The sequence below is a fragment of the Actinophytocola sp. genome (assembly GCF_036378875.1).
Lineage (GTDB): Bacteria > Actinomycetota > Actinomycetes > Mycobacteriales > Pseudonocardiaceae > Actinophytocola.
On sequence record NZ_DASUVO010000017.1, the window covers coordinates 18,951 to 37,205 of the forward strand.

The 18,255-nt window shown below is 69.0% G+C and carries 17 protein-coding genes; 7 read left to right on the plus strand and 10 right to left on the minus strand.

All coding sequences use genetic code 11. The features are described from left to right. Window positions 1-2 precede the first annotated feature (2 nt). The 5 genes from VF106_RS04590 to rsmI form a co-directional block, all read right to left on the minus strand. On the minus strand, window positions 3-1,190 hold the full coding sequence (locus VF106_RS04590) for a peptidoglycan-binding protein (RefSeq protein WP_330838283.1): 1,188 nt from the start codon (window positions 1,188-1,190) through the stop codon (window positions 3-5). Continuing rightward, a complete protein-coding gene (locus VF106_RS04595) occupies window positions 1,187-2,110 on the minus strand; it encodes a hypothetical protein (RefSeq protein WP_330838284.1) in 924 nt (307 codons plus the stop codon). The genes VF106_RS04590 and VF106_RS04595 overlap by 4 nt, the downstream gene beginning before the upstream one ends. A 62-nt stretch (window positions 2,111-2,172) precedes the next feature. Next, on the minus strand, window positions 2,173-2,589 hold the full coding sequence (locus VF106_RS04600) for a hypothetical protein (protein ID WP_330838285.1): 417 nt from the start codon (window positions 2,587-2,589) through the stop codon (window positions 2,173-2,175). Continuing rightward, window positions 2,589-2,828, minus strand: a complete 240-nt coding sequence (locus VF106_RS50820; protein WP_414638859.1) for a response regulator transcription factor — start codon at window positions 2,826-2,828, stop codon at window positions 2,589-2,591. Before VF106_RS50820 ends, VF106_RS04600 begins: the two co-directional genes overlap by 1 nt. A 205-nt stretch (window positions 2,829-3,033) precedes the next feature. Beyond that, window positions 3,034-3,882 (minus strand): 16S rRNA (cytidine(1402)-2'-O)-methyltransferase, encoded by an 849-nt coding sequence (rsmI, locus tag VF106_RS04605; protein WP_330838286.1) that lies wholly within the window; start codon window positions 3,880-3,882, stop codon window positions 3,034-3,036. Window positions 3,883-3,976: 94 nt separating this feature from the next. Between rsmI and VF106_RS04610 the strand changes: the two genes are divergently transcribed. Next, window positions 3,977-5,518: a dolichyl-phosphate-mannose--protein mannosyltransferase gene (locus VF106_RS04610; RefSeq protein ID WP_414638860.1), complete on the plus strand. Its 1,542-nt coding sequence runs from the start codon at window positions 3,977-3,979 to the stop codon at window positions 5,516-5,518. Here VF106_RS04610 and VF106_RS04615 read toward each other — a convergent pair. Next, complete coding sequence (locus VF106_RS04615; RefSeq protein ID WP_330838287.1) at window positions 5,515-6,180, minus strand: TetR/AcrR family transcriptional regulator; 666 nt, start codon at window positions 6,178-6,180, stop codon at window positions 5,515-5,517. The two genes, VF106_RS04610 and VF106_RS04615, sit on opposite strands and share 4 nt — an antisense overlap. Window positions 6,181-6,276: 96 nt before the next feature. On the opposite strand from VF106_RS04615, the gene VF106_RS04620 reads away from it, so the two are divergent. Then, window positions 6,277-7,170, plus strand: a complete 894-nt coding sequence (locus VF106_RS04620) for an SDR family NAD(P)-dependent oxidoreductase (RefSeq protein ID WP_330838288.1) — start codon at window positions 6,277-6,279, stop codon at window positions 7,168-7,170. 36 nt (window positions 7,171-7,206) lie between these two features. Here VF106_RS04620 and VF106_RS04625 read toward each other — a convergent pair whose 3' ends face one another. The 3 genes from VF106_RS04625 to VF106_RS04635 are packed head-to-tail and all read right to left on the minus strand — an operon-like array spanning window position 7,207 to window position 9,614. After that, complete coding sequence (locus tag VF106_RS04625; protein ID WP_330838340.1) at window positions 7,207-7,557, minus strand: DUF1152 domain-containing protein; 351 nt, start codon at window positions 7,555-7,557, stop codon at window positions 7,207-7,209. A gap of 45 nt (window positions 7,558-7,602) precedes the next feature. Next, the gene (locus tag VF106_RS04630) at window positions 7,603-7,758 is read right to left on the minus strand and encodes a hypothetical protein (RefSeq protein WP_330838289.1); all 156 of its coding nucleotides are present in this window, start codon (window positions 7,756-7,758) and stop codon (window positions 7,603-7,605) included. A gap of 2 nt (window positions 7,759-7,760) precedes the next feature. Further along, window positions 7,761-9,614 carry a serine/threonine-protein kinase gene (locus tag VF106_RS04635; protein WP_414638862.1) on the minus strand — a complete coding sequence of 618 codons (1,854 nt, stop codon included), beginning with the start codon at window positions 9,612-9,614 and terminating at the stop codon, window positions 7,761-7,763. 144 nt (window positions 9,615-9,758) lie between these two features. Here VF106_RS04635 and VF106_RS04640 point away from each other — a divergent pair, with 144 nt between their 5' ends. Both VF106_RS04640 and VF106_RS04645 read left to right on the plus strand, forming a co-directional pair. Then, window positions 9,759-11,651: a propionyl-CoA synthetase gene (locus VF106_RS04640; protein WP_330838291.1), complete on the plus strand. Its 1,893-nt coding sequence runs from the start codon at window positions 9,759-9,761 to the stop codon at window positions 11,649-11,651. A 65-nt stretch (window positions 11,652-11,716) separates the two neighbouring features. Continuing rightward, window positions 11,717-13,327: a protein-arginine deiminase family protein gene (locus VF106_RS04645; RefSeq protein WP_330838292.1), complete on the plus strand. Its 1,611-nt coding sequence runs from the start codon at window positions 11,717-11,719 to the stop codon at window positions 13,325-13,327. Window positions 13,328-13,372: 45 nt separating this feature from the next. Here VF106_RS04645 and lpdA read toward each other — a convergent pair whose 3' ends face one another. After that, window positions 13,373-14,758, minus strand: coding sequence for a dihydrolipoyl dehydrogenase (lpdA, locus tag VF106_RS04650; RefSeq protein ID WP_330838293.1), 1,386 nt, complete (start codon window positions 14,756-14,758; stop codon window positions 13,373-13,375). Window positions 14,759-15,152: 394 nt separating this feature from the next. On the opposite strand from lpdA, the gene VF106_RS04655 reads away from it, so the two are divergent. Genes VF106_RS04655 through VF106_RS04665 form a run of 3 tightly spaced genes read left to right on the plus strand, consistent with a single transcriptional unit; the run spans window position 15,153 to window position 18,240 of the window. Then, on the plus strand, window positions 15,153-16,439 hold the full coding sequence (locus VF106_RS04655; RefSeq protein ID WP_330838294.1) for an extracellular solute-binding protein: 1,287 nt from the start codon (window positions 15,153-15,155) through the stop codon (window positions 16,437-16,439). Continuing rightward, window positions 16,436-17,413, plus strand: a complete 978-nt coding sequence (locus VF106_RS04660; RefSeq protein WP_330838295.1) for a carbohydrate ABC transporter permease — start codon at window positions 16,436-16,438, stop codon at window positions 17,411-17,413. The genes VF106_RS04655 and VF106_RS04660 overlap by 4 nt, the downstream gene beginning before the upstream one ends. Then, the gene (locus tag VF106_RS04665; RefSeq protein ID WP_330838296.1) at window positions 17,410-18,240 is read left to right on the plus strand and encodes a carbohydrate ABC transporter permease; all 831 of its coding nucleotides are present in this window, start codon (window positions 17,410-17,412) and stop codon (window positions 18,238-18,240) included. Before VF106_RS04660 ends, VF106_RS04665 begins: the two co-directional genes overlap by 4 nt. Window positions 18,241-18,255: the final 15 nt, after the last annotated feature.

The following is an 18,255-nucleotide window of genomic DNA, read 5'->3' on the forward strand; positions in this document are numbered from 1 at the left end:
GGTCAACCACCCGGAGTCGCTGCCGAGTCCGACGTGTCCGCCCGGAAGTCGGATCCGACCACGACTCTGGCGTCGACGTCGAGCTGGCTCCGTTCCGGCGCGATCTCGACCCAGCCGCCGGCCGACCTGCCGGTGCGAACAGTCACGTCCGTGGTTCGCTCAGGGTCGTCGACGACGGTGACGAACGTGCTGCCGTCCGGCCGTGCGTACACGGCGGTGACCGGCACGGCCAGTACCGGCGCGGCGTCGAGCGCGGCGCCGATGGTGACCCGCACGGTGTGGTTGGGCGTCGGGGTCAGCTCGGCGCCGGTGAACGTCAGCCGAACCGGGAAGGCCGCACCGGTCTCGCCCTGCGCCGGCTCAGTCGCCACGGTCTCCACGACCGCCGTCGACGTCAGTGCCCGCACGTCGTCCACGATGTCCGCCGTCGTGCCCGGCACGAGCAACGCGACCTGCTGCTGTCCAGCGAGCGCGGTGATCGTCGCCGACCCGGCGTCCAACTCGGCAAGCACCGCGGCCGGTTCGGACAGGACCGCGCCGACAGCGATGGGGATGGCGGAGATCGTGCGACCGGGTTGGTCCAGCCGAACGACGTGCGTCCTTGGCAGCATCGGCGTGGTCGTCTGCGGCCCGGCCTGCTCCGGCACGGGGTAGCCACGGGCCGCGTAGAACCGCCGGAGCGCGTCCTGGGTGTCGGCGCCGAACGTGCCGCTCACCGCCGTGCGGTAGCCGAGCCGTACGAGCGCCCGCTGCACCTCCCGCACGTCGGGGCCGGACAACCCGTCGGTCAGGTCCCGGTACAGCGGGAAGGGCAGCACCAGCCCGAAGACCGGTGCCCCGGCCACCTCCACCAGCACCGCACCCTCCCGAAGCGGCTCCCCCGGTTCGGCGCGTACGTCGGTGACCACCGCCGTCGGGCCGGCCAGGCCCGGCGGGACCTCGAGCTTGATCGACGCCCCCGGCTCGACGGTGCCACGCAGCACGACCGACTCGGCGAGCACCCGCCGCTCCACCCGAGCGGTCACCAGCGACGCGGGTGGCGGCGCGGCATCGGCCACCGCCTGCTCCGGTGACTTCAACCGCGGCCCGAGGAACACGCCGACCGCCACCGCGACCGCGACGACAAGCACCGCCACAGCGGTGGCGACCAGCCGCCGCCACCGCCTGCGGGCAGGAGTCCGCTCGGTCACTGGCCGACCAGCTTCGCGGCTCTCTTCGCCAGCGCCTCGACCTTCGGGGTCAGCTCCGTGAGCTCCGCCTCGTACTTCCCGATGGCCGCCCTGGTGACACGCAGTCTCAGTGCGAACTCCTTGTCCGCGAAACCGGTCTGCCTGGCGCACTGGGCGAGCGACACGGCCAGTTCAGCCTCTTCCGGCGCCGGGACGTACCGCCGCTCCGGTACCGGAGGCAGGACCGTGATCCGGCCGGACGCCGGCGCCGGCCTGGCCGGCTCCGGACCCTCGAGTCGCCCCTTCTTCTCGAAGGCTCCGTACGCCTCCAGGTTCCGTTCGCCCTGCTGGGAGGGGCGGTATCCCTTCGTCTCGAGGCAGTCCATCACCGGCACGTACAGGCTCGTCAGCTCCTTGGCCTCAGCGCCGTCGCCGTCGTACAGCACCGCGGCGATCTCGCTGGCGATCGAGTTGGCGAACTCCGAGGCCTGGGACACGGTCTCGACGGAGTCCGGCCCGAGCTCGGCCGCGGCCTCGGCCCGGCAGTCGTCGGACGCCTTGGTGTAGCCCTCCTCCAGACCCATCACCCGCGCCGCCTCCGCCGGTGAGTTCTCGCCGAACCCCAGGAGTCTGGCCTGTTCGTCGGAGCGGGTGGCCCAGTCGGACGCCTTGGGCACGAGGTAGTCGAACGTGCCAGGGTGCTCCTGCACGCCCGCCTGGTTCTTCTCGGGATAGCCGTTTCGCTCAAGACAGTCCGCGATCAGCTTGTTCTTCGTGTATTCGATCAGGCTGATCTCGTCGCTGTGGAACACGTCGTCCGACATGCGCTCTGCCGGCACCCGGCTCGGGGTGTGCGCCGGCTCGGCGTCCGACGTGCAGCCCCCGGCGACCACCACCCCCGTCACGACACACAACGCCCGGACAAGCGCTGGGACCCTCATCGTCACCTTTCCCACGGCCCCGTGGAGCGGTACCACCCCACGGGCCCGTCAATCACACGGCGTTATACACCGCACCTTTGGTGGTAGTCATTTCTGTTGTTCACGGTACGCAGGAAATACCGGTTTTGGTCGTTCGGGAAGCTTTCCCAGGTCCAGTTGCCGTTACCGTGCCAGATACCGACGAACACAGTGCACTCACTGTCCTTGTTCGTGATGTCTCTGGCATTGTTCTGCAGAGGCTCGTCGGATACATAGTAGTTGCCGTTGGACACACCCATGAAGTTGTACCCACCGTGCCCGGAGTTCCAGTAGAACTGCTTCTCGAGAATATTGCTCTCGTTGTACCAGAAACAGATCTCTTCTGGCGAACACAGCGGCAGACCGTTACCGTTGTCGTCGGCGCTCGCCACGCCAACCGGAGCCAACAGCAGCGTCACAGCGCCGAGCAGGACAGCCATGGCCGCCTTCAACCGTCGCACTAATTCTCCCCGTTCTCGTCAGGATTCCTCTCCGACCTTCCCTTGGTGTCGCGCGACGAGAACAAAGTTAGCGATTCAGCGGCCCGCCCGTACTGCCCCTCGGTACAGTTGACGGTGAGTAAACCTGTCCGAAAGGACAGGGCGACCAGATGTGCGCGATCGCGGGCACGAAGTTTGCGTCGCAGCCCGGAGAGGTGAAACTTCACCGTGCGCTCGGTGATGAACAGGCGTCGCGCGATTTCCCCGTTGGGGAAAACCGGCCGCGACGAGTTCCAGTACTTCTAGCTCACGATCGGTCGGCCGGTTGTCGACATGTCTGTCACTCTCCGCATCCACATAGCCCCCATGCGACCGAACCCACCGAAAGGTGAGTCAACGGACGAATCGCATGATCGTACCGCAACGGAATCGGACGGTGACAGAAAATTACCCCCAGCGGTATGGTCACGCTCCATTGTGCTCAGTGACGACCGCGTCATACAGGGCTTTCTTGCTCACGCCCGCGTCGGTGGCGACGGCGGCGACGGCTTCCTTCAGTCGGATACCTTCCGCGACACGCGTCCGCACCCGCCCGACCAGGACGGTGAGATCCGGCGCGGCGGCGGGCGCGGCACCCGCGACCACCACGGTGATCTCGCCGCGCACCCCGTCGGCCGCCCAGTCCGCCAGGTCGGCAAGGCCGCCCCGGCGGACCTCCTCGTACGTCTTGGTCAGCTCCCGGCACACGGCGGCCCGCCGCTCGGGGCCCAGCACCTCGGCGGCCACGGCGAGCGTCGCACCGATCCGGTGCGGTGACTCGAAGAAGACGGTGGTGCGCGGCTCGTCCGCCAGAGCAGCGAAGAACCGGCGCCGCTCGCCGTCCTTGCGGGGTGCGAAGCCCTCGAAACAGAACCGCTCACACGGCAGGCCGGACAGGGCGAGCGCGGTGGTCACCGCGGACGGGCCTGGCAGGCAGGTGACCGGCAGGTCCTTCTCGACGCACGCCGCGACCAGCCGGAAGCCGGGGTCGGAGACGCTGGGCATGCCGGCGTCGGTGACCAGCAGAACAGTCTGGCCCTGCTCGACCGCCGCGACCAGGCCGCCGACACGGCTGGTCTCAACGGCGTCGTAGAAGCTCACCACCCGGCCGGTCGGGGTCGCGCCGAGGGCCGCGGCGAGCGCGCGCGTCTTGCGGGTGTCCTCAGCCGCGACCACATCCGCCGTGGTCAGCGCCTCGACGAGGCGCGGCGACGCGTCCCGCGAGTCGCCTAGTGGAGTGGCCGCGAGGACCAGCCTGCCGAGTCGTTCCGCCATCGCCCCGCTCCGAGTTGCCGATCCCGACGCGGATGACACACCGCGTTGCCTACGATCATTGCCCGTGAGTCTTCTCGCCGACCGCCCGGCTGCGGTGTCGCCCAGCTTGGGTGGCCCCGGCGGGAAGCCCCTGTCCGAGGCCGACCTCGCCGAGGTCCACCTGGTCGGCAAGCCCATGCCGACCGACCGGCTACGTGGCTGGCTGGTGGCGGGCTTCCTGGCGGTCTTCGGCGGGTTCGTGCGGCTGCAGAACCTCGGCTTCCCCACCGACAAGGGCACACCCGTCTTCGACGAGAAGCACTACGTGCCGCAGGCGTGGGAGTTCCTGCGCAACGGCGGGTACGAGGACAACCCCGCCTACGAGCTGACCGTGCACCCGCCACTCGGCAAGCAGATGATCGCGATCGGTGAGTGGCTGTTCGGCTACAACGCCTGGGGCTGGCGGTTCACCGCCGCGCTCTGCGGCTCGCTCATGATCCTCATGATCATCCGGATCGCACGGCGGCTGACGAGGTCGACCCTGCTCGGCGGGATCGCCGGCGTGCTGCTGATCAGCGACGGCGTGTCCCACGTGCAGAGCCGCATGGGGATGCTGGACATCTTCCTGGCGTTCTTCGTGCTGATGGCGTTCGGCTGTCTGTTGCTGGACCGCGACCAGGTGCGACAACGGCTCGCGATCGCCGCCCGCGAGGGCTGGGTGACCGAGTCGGCGTACGGGCCGTGGCTGGGTTTCCGCTGGTGGCGGTTCCTCGCCGGGGTGTCGCTCGGGCTCGCGTGCGGGGCCAAGTGGTCGGGCATCTTCTTTGTGATGGCGTTCGGCGTGCTGACCGTGCTCTGGGACGTCACGGCACGTCGGGCCGCCGGCGTCGCACGACCGTGGCGGGGCACGATCCTGCGTGACCTGCTGCCGGGGCTGTGGGCCTTCGTCGGGGTCGCTTTGCTCGTGTACCTGTCCACGTGGTGGGGCTGGTTCATGTCCGAGACGGGCGTCGACCGGCACCTGGCCGACGAGGCGGGCCATCACGGCTGGTACGACGTCCTGCCGATGGCGTTACGGTCGCTGTGGCAGTACTCGGGCAACGTGCTGAACTTCCACGAGCACCTGGTGACCCCCGCGACCGGCCAGCACCCGTGGGAGTCCAAGCCGTGGACATGGCCCATGGGGCTGCGGCCGATGCTCTACTACTACGACGGCGGCACCGTCTCGTGTGGTGAGCAGCGGTGCGTCAGCGCGACAATGCTGGTCGGCACGCCCGCGCTGTGGTGGGTGTCGCTGCCGGTGCTCGGCTGGGGCCTGTGGCGCATGATCGGCCGGATGGACTGGCGGTACGCGGCGTTCGTGGTGGCGTACATGGCGGGGCTGCTGCCGTGGTTCGCCAACCTCGACCGGCAGATGTACTACTTCTACGCCACCCCGTTGCCCGCGTTCCTGGTGCTGGGCATCGTCCTGGTGCTGGGCCAGATCATGGGCACCGCCCGGGACGGCTACGAACGCAGAGGCACCGGTCTGCTCGTGGTGGCCCTGTACGTGGGCGTGGTGGTCGCCAACTTCGTGTGGCTGTGGCCCATCCTGAACGGCGACTCGATCACGGAAACCCACTGGCAACAGGAGCTCTGGCTGCCCTCCTGGCGCTAGCCCCTGGCCAGGGTGCCGGCGACGAGCGTGGCGACGGCGTTCTCCAACTCCCTGGGCAGGTCCATCCGGAGCTCGGCCAGCGCCGGGTCCGTCGCGTAGGCCGCCAGCACGCTGGCGGAGGGCCGGCAGTAGGTCGACAGGGCGCCGGCCAGGATGAAGGCCATCAGGCACACCGACCGGGCGCCGTCACCCAGCTCCGGCACGTGCCGTTGGACCAGCTCGACCATGGACCCGAGGTAGGCCGTGGTGAACCGCTTGTGGCTCACGACGACGTCGACGGACACGTTGCGCTCCAGGACGCCGGCCTGCGCGCTGATGAGCTCGCACAACACCGTGTCGTCCGCCAGGGACCGGCTGACCACGGCGGCCAGCTGGTTACCCCGCTCCTTCGCGGGAAGCCGCGGATCGACGGCAGCGGCGAGTGCCTCTGACAACCGCTCCTGCCACCTCGCCATGGCCTGCTCCAGCAGCTCGATCAGCACCGCCTCGCGGGTCTCGAAGTAGCGCAGCACGTTCGACTTGGCCAGGCCGACCCGCCGGCTCAGCTCGTTGAGGCTCAGCTCGGCCACGGGCATCTCGTCGAGCATGGCCAACGCCGTGTCGAGGATCGTCCGGCGCCGGATCTCTCGCTGCTCCTCACTGCGTGCCCGCTGGAACGTCATGTCCACAGTTTACAGACCAGGGGTCTCTTGACACCAGACCACCGGTCTCTTACTGTCGAACTCGTAAGAGACCACCGGTCCGTAATGGAGGAAGAAATGAAGTGGACTGAGCGCGAGATCCCCAACCAGACCGGCAGGGTGGCGGTCGTGACCGGCGCCAACACCGGCCTCGGCTTCGAGACGGCGCGGGCCCTCGCGGAACACGGCGCGTCGGTCGTGCTGGCCGTGCGCGACGTCGAGAAGGGCAAGCAGGCGGCCGCGCGGATCTCCGGCGACGTCACCGTTCAGGAGCTGGACCTGTCCTCGCTGGAGTCCATCGGCCACGCCGCGGCCGAACTGCACACCAAGCACGACCGGATCGACCTGCTGATCAACAACGCCGGCGTGATGTACACGCCCAAGCAGACCACCCGGGACGGCTTCGAGCTGCAGTTCGGCACCAACCACCTCGGGCACTTCGCGTTCACCGGGCAGGTGCTGGACCTGCTGCTGGGTGTGCCCGACTCGCGGGTGGTGACCGTCAGCAGCATCGGCCACCGCGTTCGCGCCGCGATCCACTTCGACGACCTGCAGTGGGAGCGGTCCTACAGCCGGATGGCCGCCTACGCGCAGTCGAAGCTCGCGAACCTGCTGTTCACCTATGAGCTGCAACGCCGGCTCGCACGGCACGGCACCACCGTCGCCACCGCCGCGCACCCGGGCATGTCCGACACCGAGCTCATCCGCAACGTCCCCACCGCCGTCCGCCTGGGCGCCCGGCTGGTCACGCCACTGATCGCACAGAAAGCGACCATGGGTGCGCTGCCGACCCTGCGTGCCGCCACCGATCCCGCCGTCCTTGGCGGCCAGTACTACGGCCCGGACGGGCTGGGCGAGTCCCGAGGACACCCGGAGGTGGTCACCTCCAGCAACCAGTCCTACGACGTCGCCCTTCAGCGGCGCCTGTGGACCGTCTCCGAGGACCTCACCGGCGTGAAGTTCCCCCTCTGAACCCGTCCAGGCCGCCAGGATCCGCGACCGGAACGGTCAGTGCGGGAACGAACGCCGGGCACGCACGTCGGTGAGTGCCGCCCGATGGGCCTCGATGCTTGGCCGTGCCGGGGTGGACCTTTCCGCGTGAGCGACCGCGTCCAGGTACGCGATGGCCTCCGGTGAGTCCGGCGAGATGGAGAAGGCGCCGAGGTAGGCACCGGCACGCTGCAGTGCGGCCAGGTTCTCCAGCACATGCGCGTGGCAGACGCCGTGGTAGGAGTCGATGCCGAAGCCGAGGCACGCCACCAGTCTGACCAGCCGGTCCGGCAGGCCGGCCACGGCGGCGAGGCTGGACATGTCCTCCTCCGGCGTGCCGAGCCCGGCCTCATCACCGCGCATGAGGATGTCCGTGCCCCGTCAACCAGCACGATCGCGTCGAGCCCGAGGTGTTCAACCAGCATCTCGTAGGCGGCACACCTGCTTGCCAGCCGCGTGCTGAGCGAACGCGATCGGCAGGCCCGCGTACACGTCGAACCCGCCGCCCGCGCCTGCGACCAGCACACGTTCGGCCGGTCGCAGGCGCGTGAACAGTGACGGTTCGAACACGCCTAGCGCGGGTTGATCTGTGCGCGCGGGACGATCTTGGTCACCGGGCCGGCGGTCTCCTGGCCGGCACGGGCGATCCACGCGGTCATCTCGCGCTGCACGGCCGCCAGGGTCGGGCGGCGGGTCGGGTCCTTGTCCAGCGAGGCCGCCAGCAGGCGCAGGTGGGTGCTGCGCTGCGGGAGGTGGGACAGGGGCTCCGCCTTCGCCGCGGCCATCAGCGCGGCCATCGCGTTCTCGCGGACACCACGGGGTGGGTGGCCGGCCAACGCGAAGCTCACGGTCGCCGCCAGCTGCCACGCGTCGGAGGCCGGAGTGGCCGTCGCGCCCGTCGCCGTCTCCGGGGCCAGGAAGTCCGGCGTGCCGACCATCATGCCGGCGGCGGTCAGCGTCTGGTCACCCTTCGAGCGGGCGATGCCGAAGTCGATCAGGTGCGGCATGCCCGACGGGTCGACGATCACGTTCGCCGGCTTGATGTCGCGGTGCAGCACGCCCTTCTCGTGTGCCGCGGACAGCGCGCCGGCCATCGTCAGCCACAGGCGGGCGGCCTGCAGGTCCGAGAGCGTGCCCCGGCCGTGCACGACCTCCGCCAGCTGGTCGCCCTCGATGAACTCCATGATCAGGCCGAGGCCGTCGGCCTCCTGCACGATGTCGTACACGCGCACGCAGTTCGGGTGGTGCACGGCAGCGAGCGCACGCCCCTCACGCAGCATCCGCTCCTCGGTCTCCGCGTCCGGCGCGTGCGCCATCTTGATCGCGACGGTGCGGTTGAGCTGCGTGTCCTTCGCGAGCCACACGGTGCCGAAGCCACCGGTGCCGAGCTGCTTGAGCTTCTGGAACCGGCCACTCGCCGGCCTCAGCACCGACGTCGGCTTCTCCGACGCGAACGGCAGCGGGCCCGGGTCGGCCGCCAGCGCCGCGAGCGCGGGCCGGTTCGGCTCCGGTTCCGGCATTCGGGGCGCCACCTTGGTGGGCGGCGGCGTCCGCACGGGCTGGGACGGCGGCTGCGGCTGGTACGGCGGCGGCTTGGGCGGCGGCACGTACGGGGGCGGCTTCTGCTGGTTCGACATCATGGTCGGCGGTGGTTTCTGCTTGTTGGGTGTCACGGCAGGCGGCGGGGGCGCCTGCTCCTTGAGTGCTTCCTGCTTGGTACGACGCTCGATCGTCGACCAGCTCGGCGGGCCGATCACCAGCAGCGGCAGGAGCCCGAGCACGCTGGCCAGCAGCAGCCCGACCCACATGTAGGTGGCCACGTTCACGGCGACCGAGGCGCTCAGCAGCAGCGCGGCGAGGAACGGCAGCCAGAAGAACCGGCCCGGCCACTTGGGTCCCCGGCGGAACGCGAGCCGGCCCTGCAGCCACACGAACAGCAGCGCGATCGCCGGCACCACGATCAGCATCGTGTACCGCAGCACCAGCATCGGGCCGCTCTCGAACGGGTAGATCAGCACCTCGTAGACGTTGGCCCGGCCACCGAGGAACGTGCCCTGGGGGTCGTCCAGGCAGAAGACCCGCTCCAGCGTGGCGACCTCGTCTGCCGGCAGCCCGGTGTTGGAGCTCACCGGCCGGACACCCGTCTCCAGGTTGACGAACACCGTCCGGAACGTCTCCGACGCGCCCATCGTGTACAGCCACGGCAGCAGGAACGCGAACACGCCCCCGAGCACGCCGAACACCGACAGCGTGACCGCGTTGTAGGTGTTGCCGGTGCCCTTGCGGACCAGCGCGATCAGCATCGCGCCAAGCGGCGGCAGCAAACCGACCAGGAACCCGGCCATGACCGATGCCCACACCCAGTCACCTGGGCAAAGCTCGGGCCGGAAGATGCTGTGGGCCAGGGAGAGCAGCGAGCTACCCATATCTACGAGCAGGTTCACCGCCGCTCCCTCCCTGTCTCTCCATCAGACCAGATGAACACGTTCGTCGTTCCACCCTATGTCGACCTGTTATGTCGACGTTGAGAACAGTGACCAGGTTGCCGCAACGAGATAGGTTCAACATCCATGGGTAGCTACCAGGACGCGTACCAGCGAAGTCTCGCGGACCCGGAAGCCTTCTGGTTGGCGGCAGCCGGGTCGCTCGACTGGGAGACCCCGCCGGCCACGGCCCTCGACGACAACACGGCTCCGCTGTACCGATGGTTCCCGGACGGCGTGCTGAACACCTGCCACAACGCGCTCGATCGGCACGTCGACGGCGGTAGGGCGGACCAGACCGCCCTCATCTACGACTCGCCCGTGACGGACAGCAAAGCGTCGTTCACCTACCGTGAGTTGCGGGACGAGGTCGCGGTGTTCGCCGGTGCCCTGCGCTCGCTTGGCGTCGGCAAGGGCGACCGAGTGATCATCTACATGCCCATGGTGCCACGGGCGGTGGTCGCGATGCTCGCGTGTGCCCGGCTCGGCGCCGTGCACTCGGTGGTGTTCGGCGGGTTCGCGCCGAAGGAGCTGGCGAGCCGGATCGAGGACGCCGAGCCCAGGGTGATCGTGGCCGCGTCCTGCGGCATCGAGCCGACCAGGATCGTCGAGTACAAGCCGATCATCGACGAGGCACTGGCGTCGACGAAGCACCAGCCGGACAAGGTGGTCGTGTTGCAGCGCGAGGCGGCCCGCGCGACGCTCGGTGAGCGGGACGTCGACTGGGACGAACTGGTCGCCGACGCGGAACCGGTGGCATGTGTACCGGTCAAGGCCACCGATCCTCTCTACATCCTGTACACGTCGGGCACGACCGGTAAGCCGAAGGGCGTCGTGCGGGACAACGGCGGTCACGCGGTGGCGTTGTCCTGGTCGCTGCGGAACGTCTACGACATCCACCCCGGCGACGTGTGGTGGACCGCGTCGGACGTCGGCTGGGTCGTCGGCCACTCCTATATCGTGTACGCCCCGCTGTTGACCGGCGCGACAACCGTGCTCTACGAGGGCAAACCCGTCGGGACCCCGGATGCGGGCGCGTTCTGGCGGGTCATCTCCGAGTACGGGGTGAAGGCGTTGTTCACGGCGCCGACCGCGTTCCGGGCGATCAAGCGCGTGGATCCGTCGGCGACCGAACTGGGCAAGTACGACCTGTCCGGGTTCCGGACGCTGTTCCTGGCCGGCGAGCGGCTCGACCCGGAGACCTACCACTGGGCGACCGACAAGCTCGGCGTGCCGGTCGTCGACCACTGGTGGCAGACGGAGACCGGCTGGCCGATCTGCTCGAACCCGCGCGGGCTCGACGACCTGCCGCTCAAGCCGGGCTCGCCGTCTGTGCCGGTGCCGGGCTACGACGTGCGGATCCTCGACGGCGCGGGCGCGGAGGTGCCGCGTGGCACGGAAGGCGCGATCGCCATCAGGCTGCCGTTGCCACCGGGCACCCTGCCGACCTTGTGGGGCGACGACGAGCGGTACGTCGAGTCGTACCTGTCCCGCTACCCCGGCTACTACCTGACCGGCGACGGCGGCTACATCGACGACGACGGCTACGTGTACGTCATGGGCCGTACCGACGACGTGATCAACGTGGCCGGGCACCGCCTGTCGACCGGGTCGATGGAGGCGGTGCTGGCGTCGCACCCCGCGGTGGCCGAGTGCGCGGTGATCGGCGTCGCCGACGCGGTGAAGGGGCAGGTGCCGCGTGGGTTCGTCGTACTGAAGGCCGGCGTCGAGATCGACGAGTCGACGTTGCGGGACGAGCTGGTCGCCGCGGTGCGCCGCGACATCGGCCCGGTGGCGGCGTTCCGGGACGTGTCGGTCGTGGACGGGCTACCGAAGACCCGCTCGGGCAAGATCCTGCGCAAGACCATGCGTGGCATCGCCAACGGCCGCGACGAGGCGGTCCCGTCGACGATCGAGGACCCGGCGGTGCTGGACGCGTTGCGTCCCGTCCTCCGAGGTACCGACCGCGCCTCCACCTAACGACTGACGACGGCTCGCGGCGACCTCCCTAGGTTTCTCGGTATCGAGACCGAGGGAGGAAAACGTTGCGGTACAAGGGGATCGCGGCGCTGCTGGCGCTCGCGGGCGGGCTCGTCGCCACGCCGGCGAGCGCCACACCGGCCGCGCTGACCGGGGCGGTCGTCGTCCTGCCGAACCTGGACGACGACAGTCGCCGCTGTCAGGTCGACGAGTCACAGATGAACGCGCTCGGCGCCGAGGTCGACGCCGAGCTGGCCGCGTGCCATGACGCGGCGGACGAGGTGGTCAACGGCCGCGCCGACGAGCGGGACCTGGCGCGTCTGCGAGCACGGGCCGACGGTCCGGGGCAGGTCACGGTGTCGAGACGGGCGCGGGTGTTCGTGCGGCGCGGTGGCACGTGGGAGCCGGCGTCCTCGCTGTCGGCCGGCGAGCTGCGGCGTGGTGTCGAGCTGGGCGTAGAAGCCAAGGACGTGCGCCGGCCGGGCTGGGACGGGCGGGTGACCGTCACGCTCACGACCGGTGGACACGCGGTCAGCCATCACCTGAGGGTGGCGCCGCTGATGCTGCAGCACGACCTGCAGCGCGCGACGACGGTGTTCGCCGCACGGCCCGGCGACGGAGCCGGGCACCCATCCGGATGGACCTGGCTGGACCCGGCCTGGGAGCCGTACGACTGGGAGTCGTTCAGCGCGGGGCTCTCCTCGGCGCCCATGCGGTACCTGACCGGCACCGACATGTGGTGGCAGGACAACTGGTGGCAGGACTTCTTCGAACCGGCCTACGCGCGGGCGAACGGTCAGACGATGCGGTTCGCGATCCGCTCGGCGAACATCTGGGACGTCGACGGGGTGCGCACGCCGCGACCGGCGGCGCGGGCGGTGTTCCGTGACCTGCGTGGTCCGGACGTGGCGGTCGTGCAGGAGCTGGTGGACGACGGCCGGAACGCCGTGAAGGACCTGCGGAACGCGACCGGCAACATCGAGTCGCTGCCGCCGTACCGGGGGTATCCGAAGGGGCGGCTGGTGTACGGGTCGGACCCGGCCGGCGACCTGACGCCGGATCCGGCGTTCGTGGGGTTGTTGACGAGCCAGGGGCAACAACCGCCCGTGGTGATCGACACGTCGTGGCTGCTGGTGGGGCACGCCGACGAGACGACGCACGTGGTCCGGGCCGCCAACGCGCGTGGCTGGACACTGATGGTGGCCGATCCCCGGCTGGCCGTGTCGACGTTGCGGTCGGCCGCCGAAGCGGGCGCCGGCGCGGCGCGGTTCACCGGCCGCCTGACGGAGTCGATCGACTCGCTGCTGGGCAGCGCCCAGTTCCTCGCGGACAACGAGGAGGCCGCGCGGCACATCGACGACCAGGTCGCGGTGTTGCTGGCGGAGACCGGGCTGCGTGCCGAGGAGCTGGTGCGGGTGCCGGTGCTGTTCACGAAGCCGAGGGGTGTCGACCTGTTCGTGGCGGCGTCACCGGGCATCCCGAACGGCCTGTCCGTGGATGCGCAAACGTTTGCGGCACCGGACCCGCACGCGCCGGTCGTTGGCGGCGTGGACATCTTCAAGGCGGCGACGGTCGTGCCCGGCGTGCGGGTCCGCTGGGTGGAGGACATCGGCTGGGCGCACCGGGGCGGCGGCGAGGTCCACTGCACGACCAACGCGTGGCGGGCCGTGGGCTGACGAGCGGAGTGCCGCCACGCCAGTGGCGCGGCGGCACTCCGCTCGTCAGAGGTTGATCATGTGGCCGGCCAGGCCGTGGATGGCTTCCTTGACCGCTTCGCCCAGCGTCGGGTGGGCGTGGATGTTGCGGGCCATCTCGTGGACGGTCAGGTCCCACTGCTGACCCAGCGTCAGCTCGGGCAGCAGTTCGGTGACGTCCGGCCCGATGAGGTGACCGCCGAGCAGCTCGCCGTACTTCTTGTCCGACAGCAGCTTCACGAACCCGCGAGCGTCGCCGAGGCCGTGCGACTTGCCGTTCGCGGTGAACGGGAACTTGGCGACCTGGACGTCGAAGCCGGCCTCGCGGGCCTGCTCCTCGGTGTAGCCGAAGCTCGCGATCTGCGGCTGGCAGTACGTGGCGCGCGGCACCATGCGGTAGTCGATCGGCATGGTCTCCGCACCGGCGATGGTCTCGACGGCGACGATGCCCATGGCCTCGGCGTTGTGGGCGAGCATGAGCTTCGCCGTCACGTCACCGATCGCGAAGATGTGCGGCACGTTGGTGCGGCCGTACTCGTCGATGTCGATGGCGCCGCGGTCGGTCGTCGCCACGCCGGCGGTCTCGAGGCCGTAGCCCTCGATGTTCGGCTGGAACCCGATGGCCTGCAGGACCTTGTCGGCCTTGAGCGTCTTCTTCTCGCCGCCTGCGGAGACCTCGACCGTGACCTGGTCGCCTGAGTCGTCGATCGACTCGACGCGGGTCGAGGTCAGGACGGTGACCCCGAGCTTGCGGTAGTGCCGCGCCAGCTCCTTGGAGACCTCGACGTCCTCGAGCGGCACGAGCCGGTCGAGGAACTCGACGATCGTGACGTCCACGCCGTAGTTGGCGAGCACGTAGGCGAACTCGACGCCGATGGCGCCCGCGCCGGCGATGATGATGCTGCCGGGCAGCTCGTCGGTGAGGATCTGCTCCTCGAACGTGACCACGCGCTCGGACAGCGATGTGCCGGGCAGCAGCTTGGCGGAGGCCCCGGCCGCGATGACGCAGTGGTCGAAGGTCACGGTCTCACCGTTGACCTCGATGCTGTTCGGGCCGGTGAACGTGCCTCGCCCGGTGTACTCGGTGATGCCGTTCTTCTTCATCAGGTAGTGCACACCCTTGACCCGCCCGTCGGCGACGGTGCGGCTGCGTGCGTGCGCGGCGCCGAAGTCGAACCGGACGGTGCCGTCGACCTCGATGCCGAAAGTCTTCGCCTCGTTGTTGAAGATGTGGGCGAGCTCGGCGTTGCGGAGGAGCGCCTTGGAGGGGATACAGCCGACGTTGAGGCACACGCCGCCCCAGTACTTCTCCTCGATGACCGCGGTGGAGAGCCCGAGCTGGGTCGCCCGTACCGCGGCCACGTACCCACCGGGCCCGGCACCGAGAACCACGACATTGAAATGTGTACTCACGACCCAACCCTAGGCGAACCACCGGTGTCCCCGCCGCCCGTCCCCCGCCCCTCGCGTGTCCAACACTCCAGACCCGCGTGTCCAACACACTGGACCCCCGAGTTCGACAAAACCGGCTATCGCCGTTAGCCCCGAATGTCGAACTCACCGGTCCCCAGTGTTGGACACGCGCGACCGGAGTGTTGGACACGCGGGTTGCGTTGGTCGTTCTCGCACCTTTCCTGCATCTCGTTGAACAGCAACGAAAACAGACGGGCAACGTCTTCGACGATTGTCTTGACACGGCGCGATCGCGGGACCAGAGTGCCACCATTGGTCTAAACCACTAGGTCTATACCAGTTGGTCTGAACCACTGGTTGGGACGCGCGGCCAGCGCGACGGAAGGACGACATAGTGAAGCGCTTGACGAAGCTGGTGGCCGGCGCGGCGGCCATCGCGTTAGCCACGGCCGGTTGTGCCGGTTCCGGTGGCGGTAGTAGCGACAGCAGTGGCAGCGGGGACAAGACGCTGACCGTCTGGCTGATGAGCGGCTCGGCGCCGGATACCCTCACCGACGCCCTCAACAAGGAGTTCGAAGCAGCCAACTCCGGCGTCACGGTCAAGTACGAGGTCCAGGAGTGGGGTGGCATCCAGGACAAGCTCACCACCGCCCTGGCCAGCCAGGACCCGCCGGACGTCATCGAGCTCGGCAACACGCTGACGCCCTCGTTCTCGGCTGACGGCGTGCTCACCGACCTGAGCGGGGACGTCGCCGACCTGAACGGCGACCAGTGGCTGGCCAGCCTCAAGCAATCCGGCGAATGGGACGGCAAGGACTACGCGACGCCGTTCTACGCCGCCAACCGCGTCGTGCTCTACCGCACGGACATGTTCCAGCAGGCCGGCATCACCGCGACGCCGACCTCGCGGCAGGAGTGGCTCGACGCGATCACCAAGCTGAAGGCCACCTTCGGCAGCGACCCCCAGTTCCAGCCGCTCTACCTGCCGGGCCAGAACTGGTACTCGCTCCTGTCGTTCATCTACGACGAGGGCGGCAACATCGCCGAGAAGGACGGCAAGGAGTTCAAGGCCACCGTCAACTCCCCCGAGGCCAAGGCGGGCCTGGAGTTCTATAAGCAGCTGGTCGACGCGTCCGGCACGACCGCGCCCAAGGACAACGACGAGCAGAACCCCGAGCAGGCCGGCATCTACGGCCAGGGCAAGGTCGCGATGATGATCGCGCTGCCGTGGGAGGTCGGGACGGCCGCGAAGGACAACCCGGACATCGAGAAGAACACCTCCGCCTTCCCGATCCCGTCGAAGACCGCGGGCAAGACCGCGCCGGTCTTCCAGGGTGGCTCGAACCTCGCGATCCCGGTCAACAGCAAGAACCCCGAGCTCGCGAAGGCCTACCTGAAGCTCCTGCTCTCCGACAAGTACCAGTCGCAGCTCGCCGAGGCCGGCATGGTGCCGGGTGCCTCCACCGACCTGTCCGCGCTTGACGCGAACCCGGTCAGCAAGGCGATGGCGGCGGCGTCCAAGAGCGGCAACGCCGCCCCGGCCACCCCGAAGTGGGGCACCGTCGAGGCGGGCCAGAACCCGCTCAAGGACATGATGACCGCCTACCTCACCGGCGCCAAGGACCTCGACACGGCGACGAACGACGCGAACACCGCGCTGGACGCCGCTTTCTCGGGATGACAGCCACGGTCCACACCGCGGTGCCGGCGGGAACCACCCCGCCGGCACCGCCGCGGGCGCCGCGTCGCCGGGTCCTCAACCTCGGCGAGAAGACGATCCCGTACCTGCTCCTCGCGCCGGCCGTGCTCGTCATGGTGGTGCTGCTCGGCTGGCCCGCGATCCAGGTCATCGGCATCAGCTTCCGCAAGCTCGACCTCGGCGAGCTGGTCCGCGGCGAGATCGTGTGGGTCGGCCTCGACAACTACACCTCGGTGCTCGCCGAACCCGAGTTCTGGACGATCACGCTGCGGACGGTCCTGTTCACGGCCGCGGTCGTGGCCGGCACGATCCTCGCCGGCCTGCTGATCGCGCTGCTCATGCGGCACCTGTCCAAGTCGGTCCGGGTGGCAGTCCAGGTGACGTTGGTGCTCGCATGGGCGACTCCCATCCTGGCCGCGACCACCGTGTACCAGTGGATCTTCGACCAGCAGTACGGGATCCTCAACAAGACGCTCGTGAAGCTGGGTTTCGACTCGTTCCAGGGCTTTTCCTGGTTCTCCAGCGGCGCGAGCACGCTCACCGTGATCGGCATCCTGATCGTCTGGCAGGCCGTGCCGTTCGTCTGCTTCACGATGTACGCGGGCCTGCTGCAGGCGCCGCAGGAGCTGTACGAGGCGTCGGCCATCGACGGGGCGAGCTCGTGGCAGTCGTTCACGACCGTGTCCTGGCCCGCGATCCGGCCGCTGGTCACGCTCACCACGTTCCTGTCGGTGATCTGGGACTTCAAGGTGTTCGCCCAGGTCTGGGCGATGAAGCAGGGCGGTCCGGACGGCGAGAGCACCACTCTGCCGCTCCTGATGTACCTGCGCGGCATCGCCGGACGGCACTTCGGCGTGGCGTCCGCCGTGGCGGTGCTGATGATCATCGTGCTCCTCGCGCTCACCGCCCGTTACCTGCAGTTGCTGCTCCGCACCCGGGAGGCTGACATCTCATGAAGAAGACCCGGGGCCAGCGCATCGCGCTCAACACTGTCGGCGTGCTCGTCGCGCTCGTGTTCGCCTTCCCCACGTACTGGCTGTTCAGCAGCGCGTTCAAGCCGTCCACGCTGATGCTGACACCCGACTACGACCTGTTCCCCACGTCGCTGACGCTGGACAACTTCGTCAGTGCCTGGAACAAGCCGGGCTTCCTCACGCACCTGACCAACAGCCTGATCGTCACCGTCGGCGCGGTCCTGTGCTCGCTCGTCGCCGGGGTCCTCGCCGCCTTCCCCTTGGCACGCCTACGTTTCCGGGGACGCAAGGGTTTCCTGCTGCTGGTGCTGATCGCGCAGATGGCGCCGCTGGAGGCGCTGCTGATCCCGATGTTCCTGCTGATGCAGGACGCCGGGCTGCTGAACAAGCTGCCGTCGCTGCTGTTGGTGTACTTCGCGGTCACGTTGCCGTTCACCGTGTGGACGCTGCGTGGGTTCGTGCAGGGCATCCCGTACGAGCTGGAGGAGGCCGCGATGGTTGACGGCCTCGGCCGGTTCGGCGCGTTCCGCCGGGTCGTGCTGCCGCTGCTCGGGCCGGGCATCGTCGCGACCTCGGTGTTCGCGTTCATCACCGCGTGGAACGAGTTCCTGTACGCGCTGGTGTTCATGCGTGACAACGACAAGCAGACGCTGCCGGTGTGGCTGTCCACGTTCAGGACGGTGTTCGGCACCGACTGGGGCGGGATCACGGCCGCCTCGGTGATGTACGCACTGCCGGCACTGGTGTTCTTCCTGATCGTGCAGCGCAAGCTCGTGTCCGGCGCGACCGCGGGAGCGCTCAAGGGTTGAGAGGTTGTGGTCTGG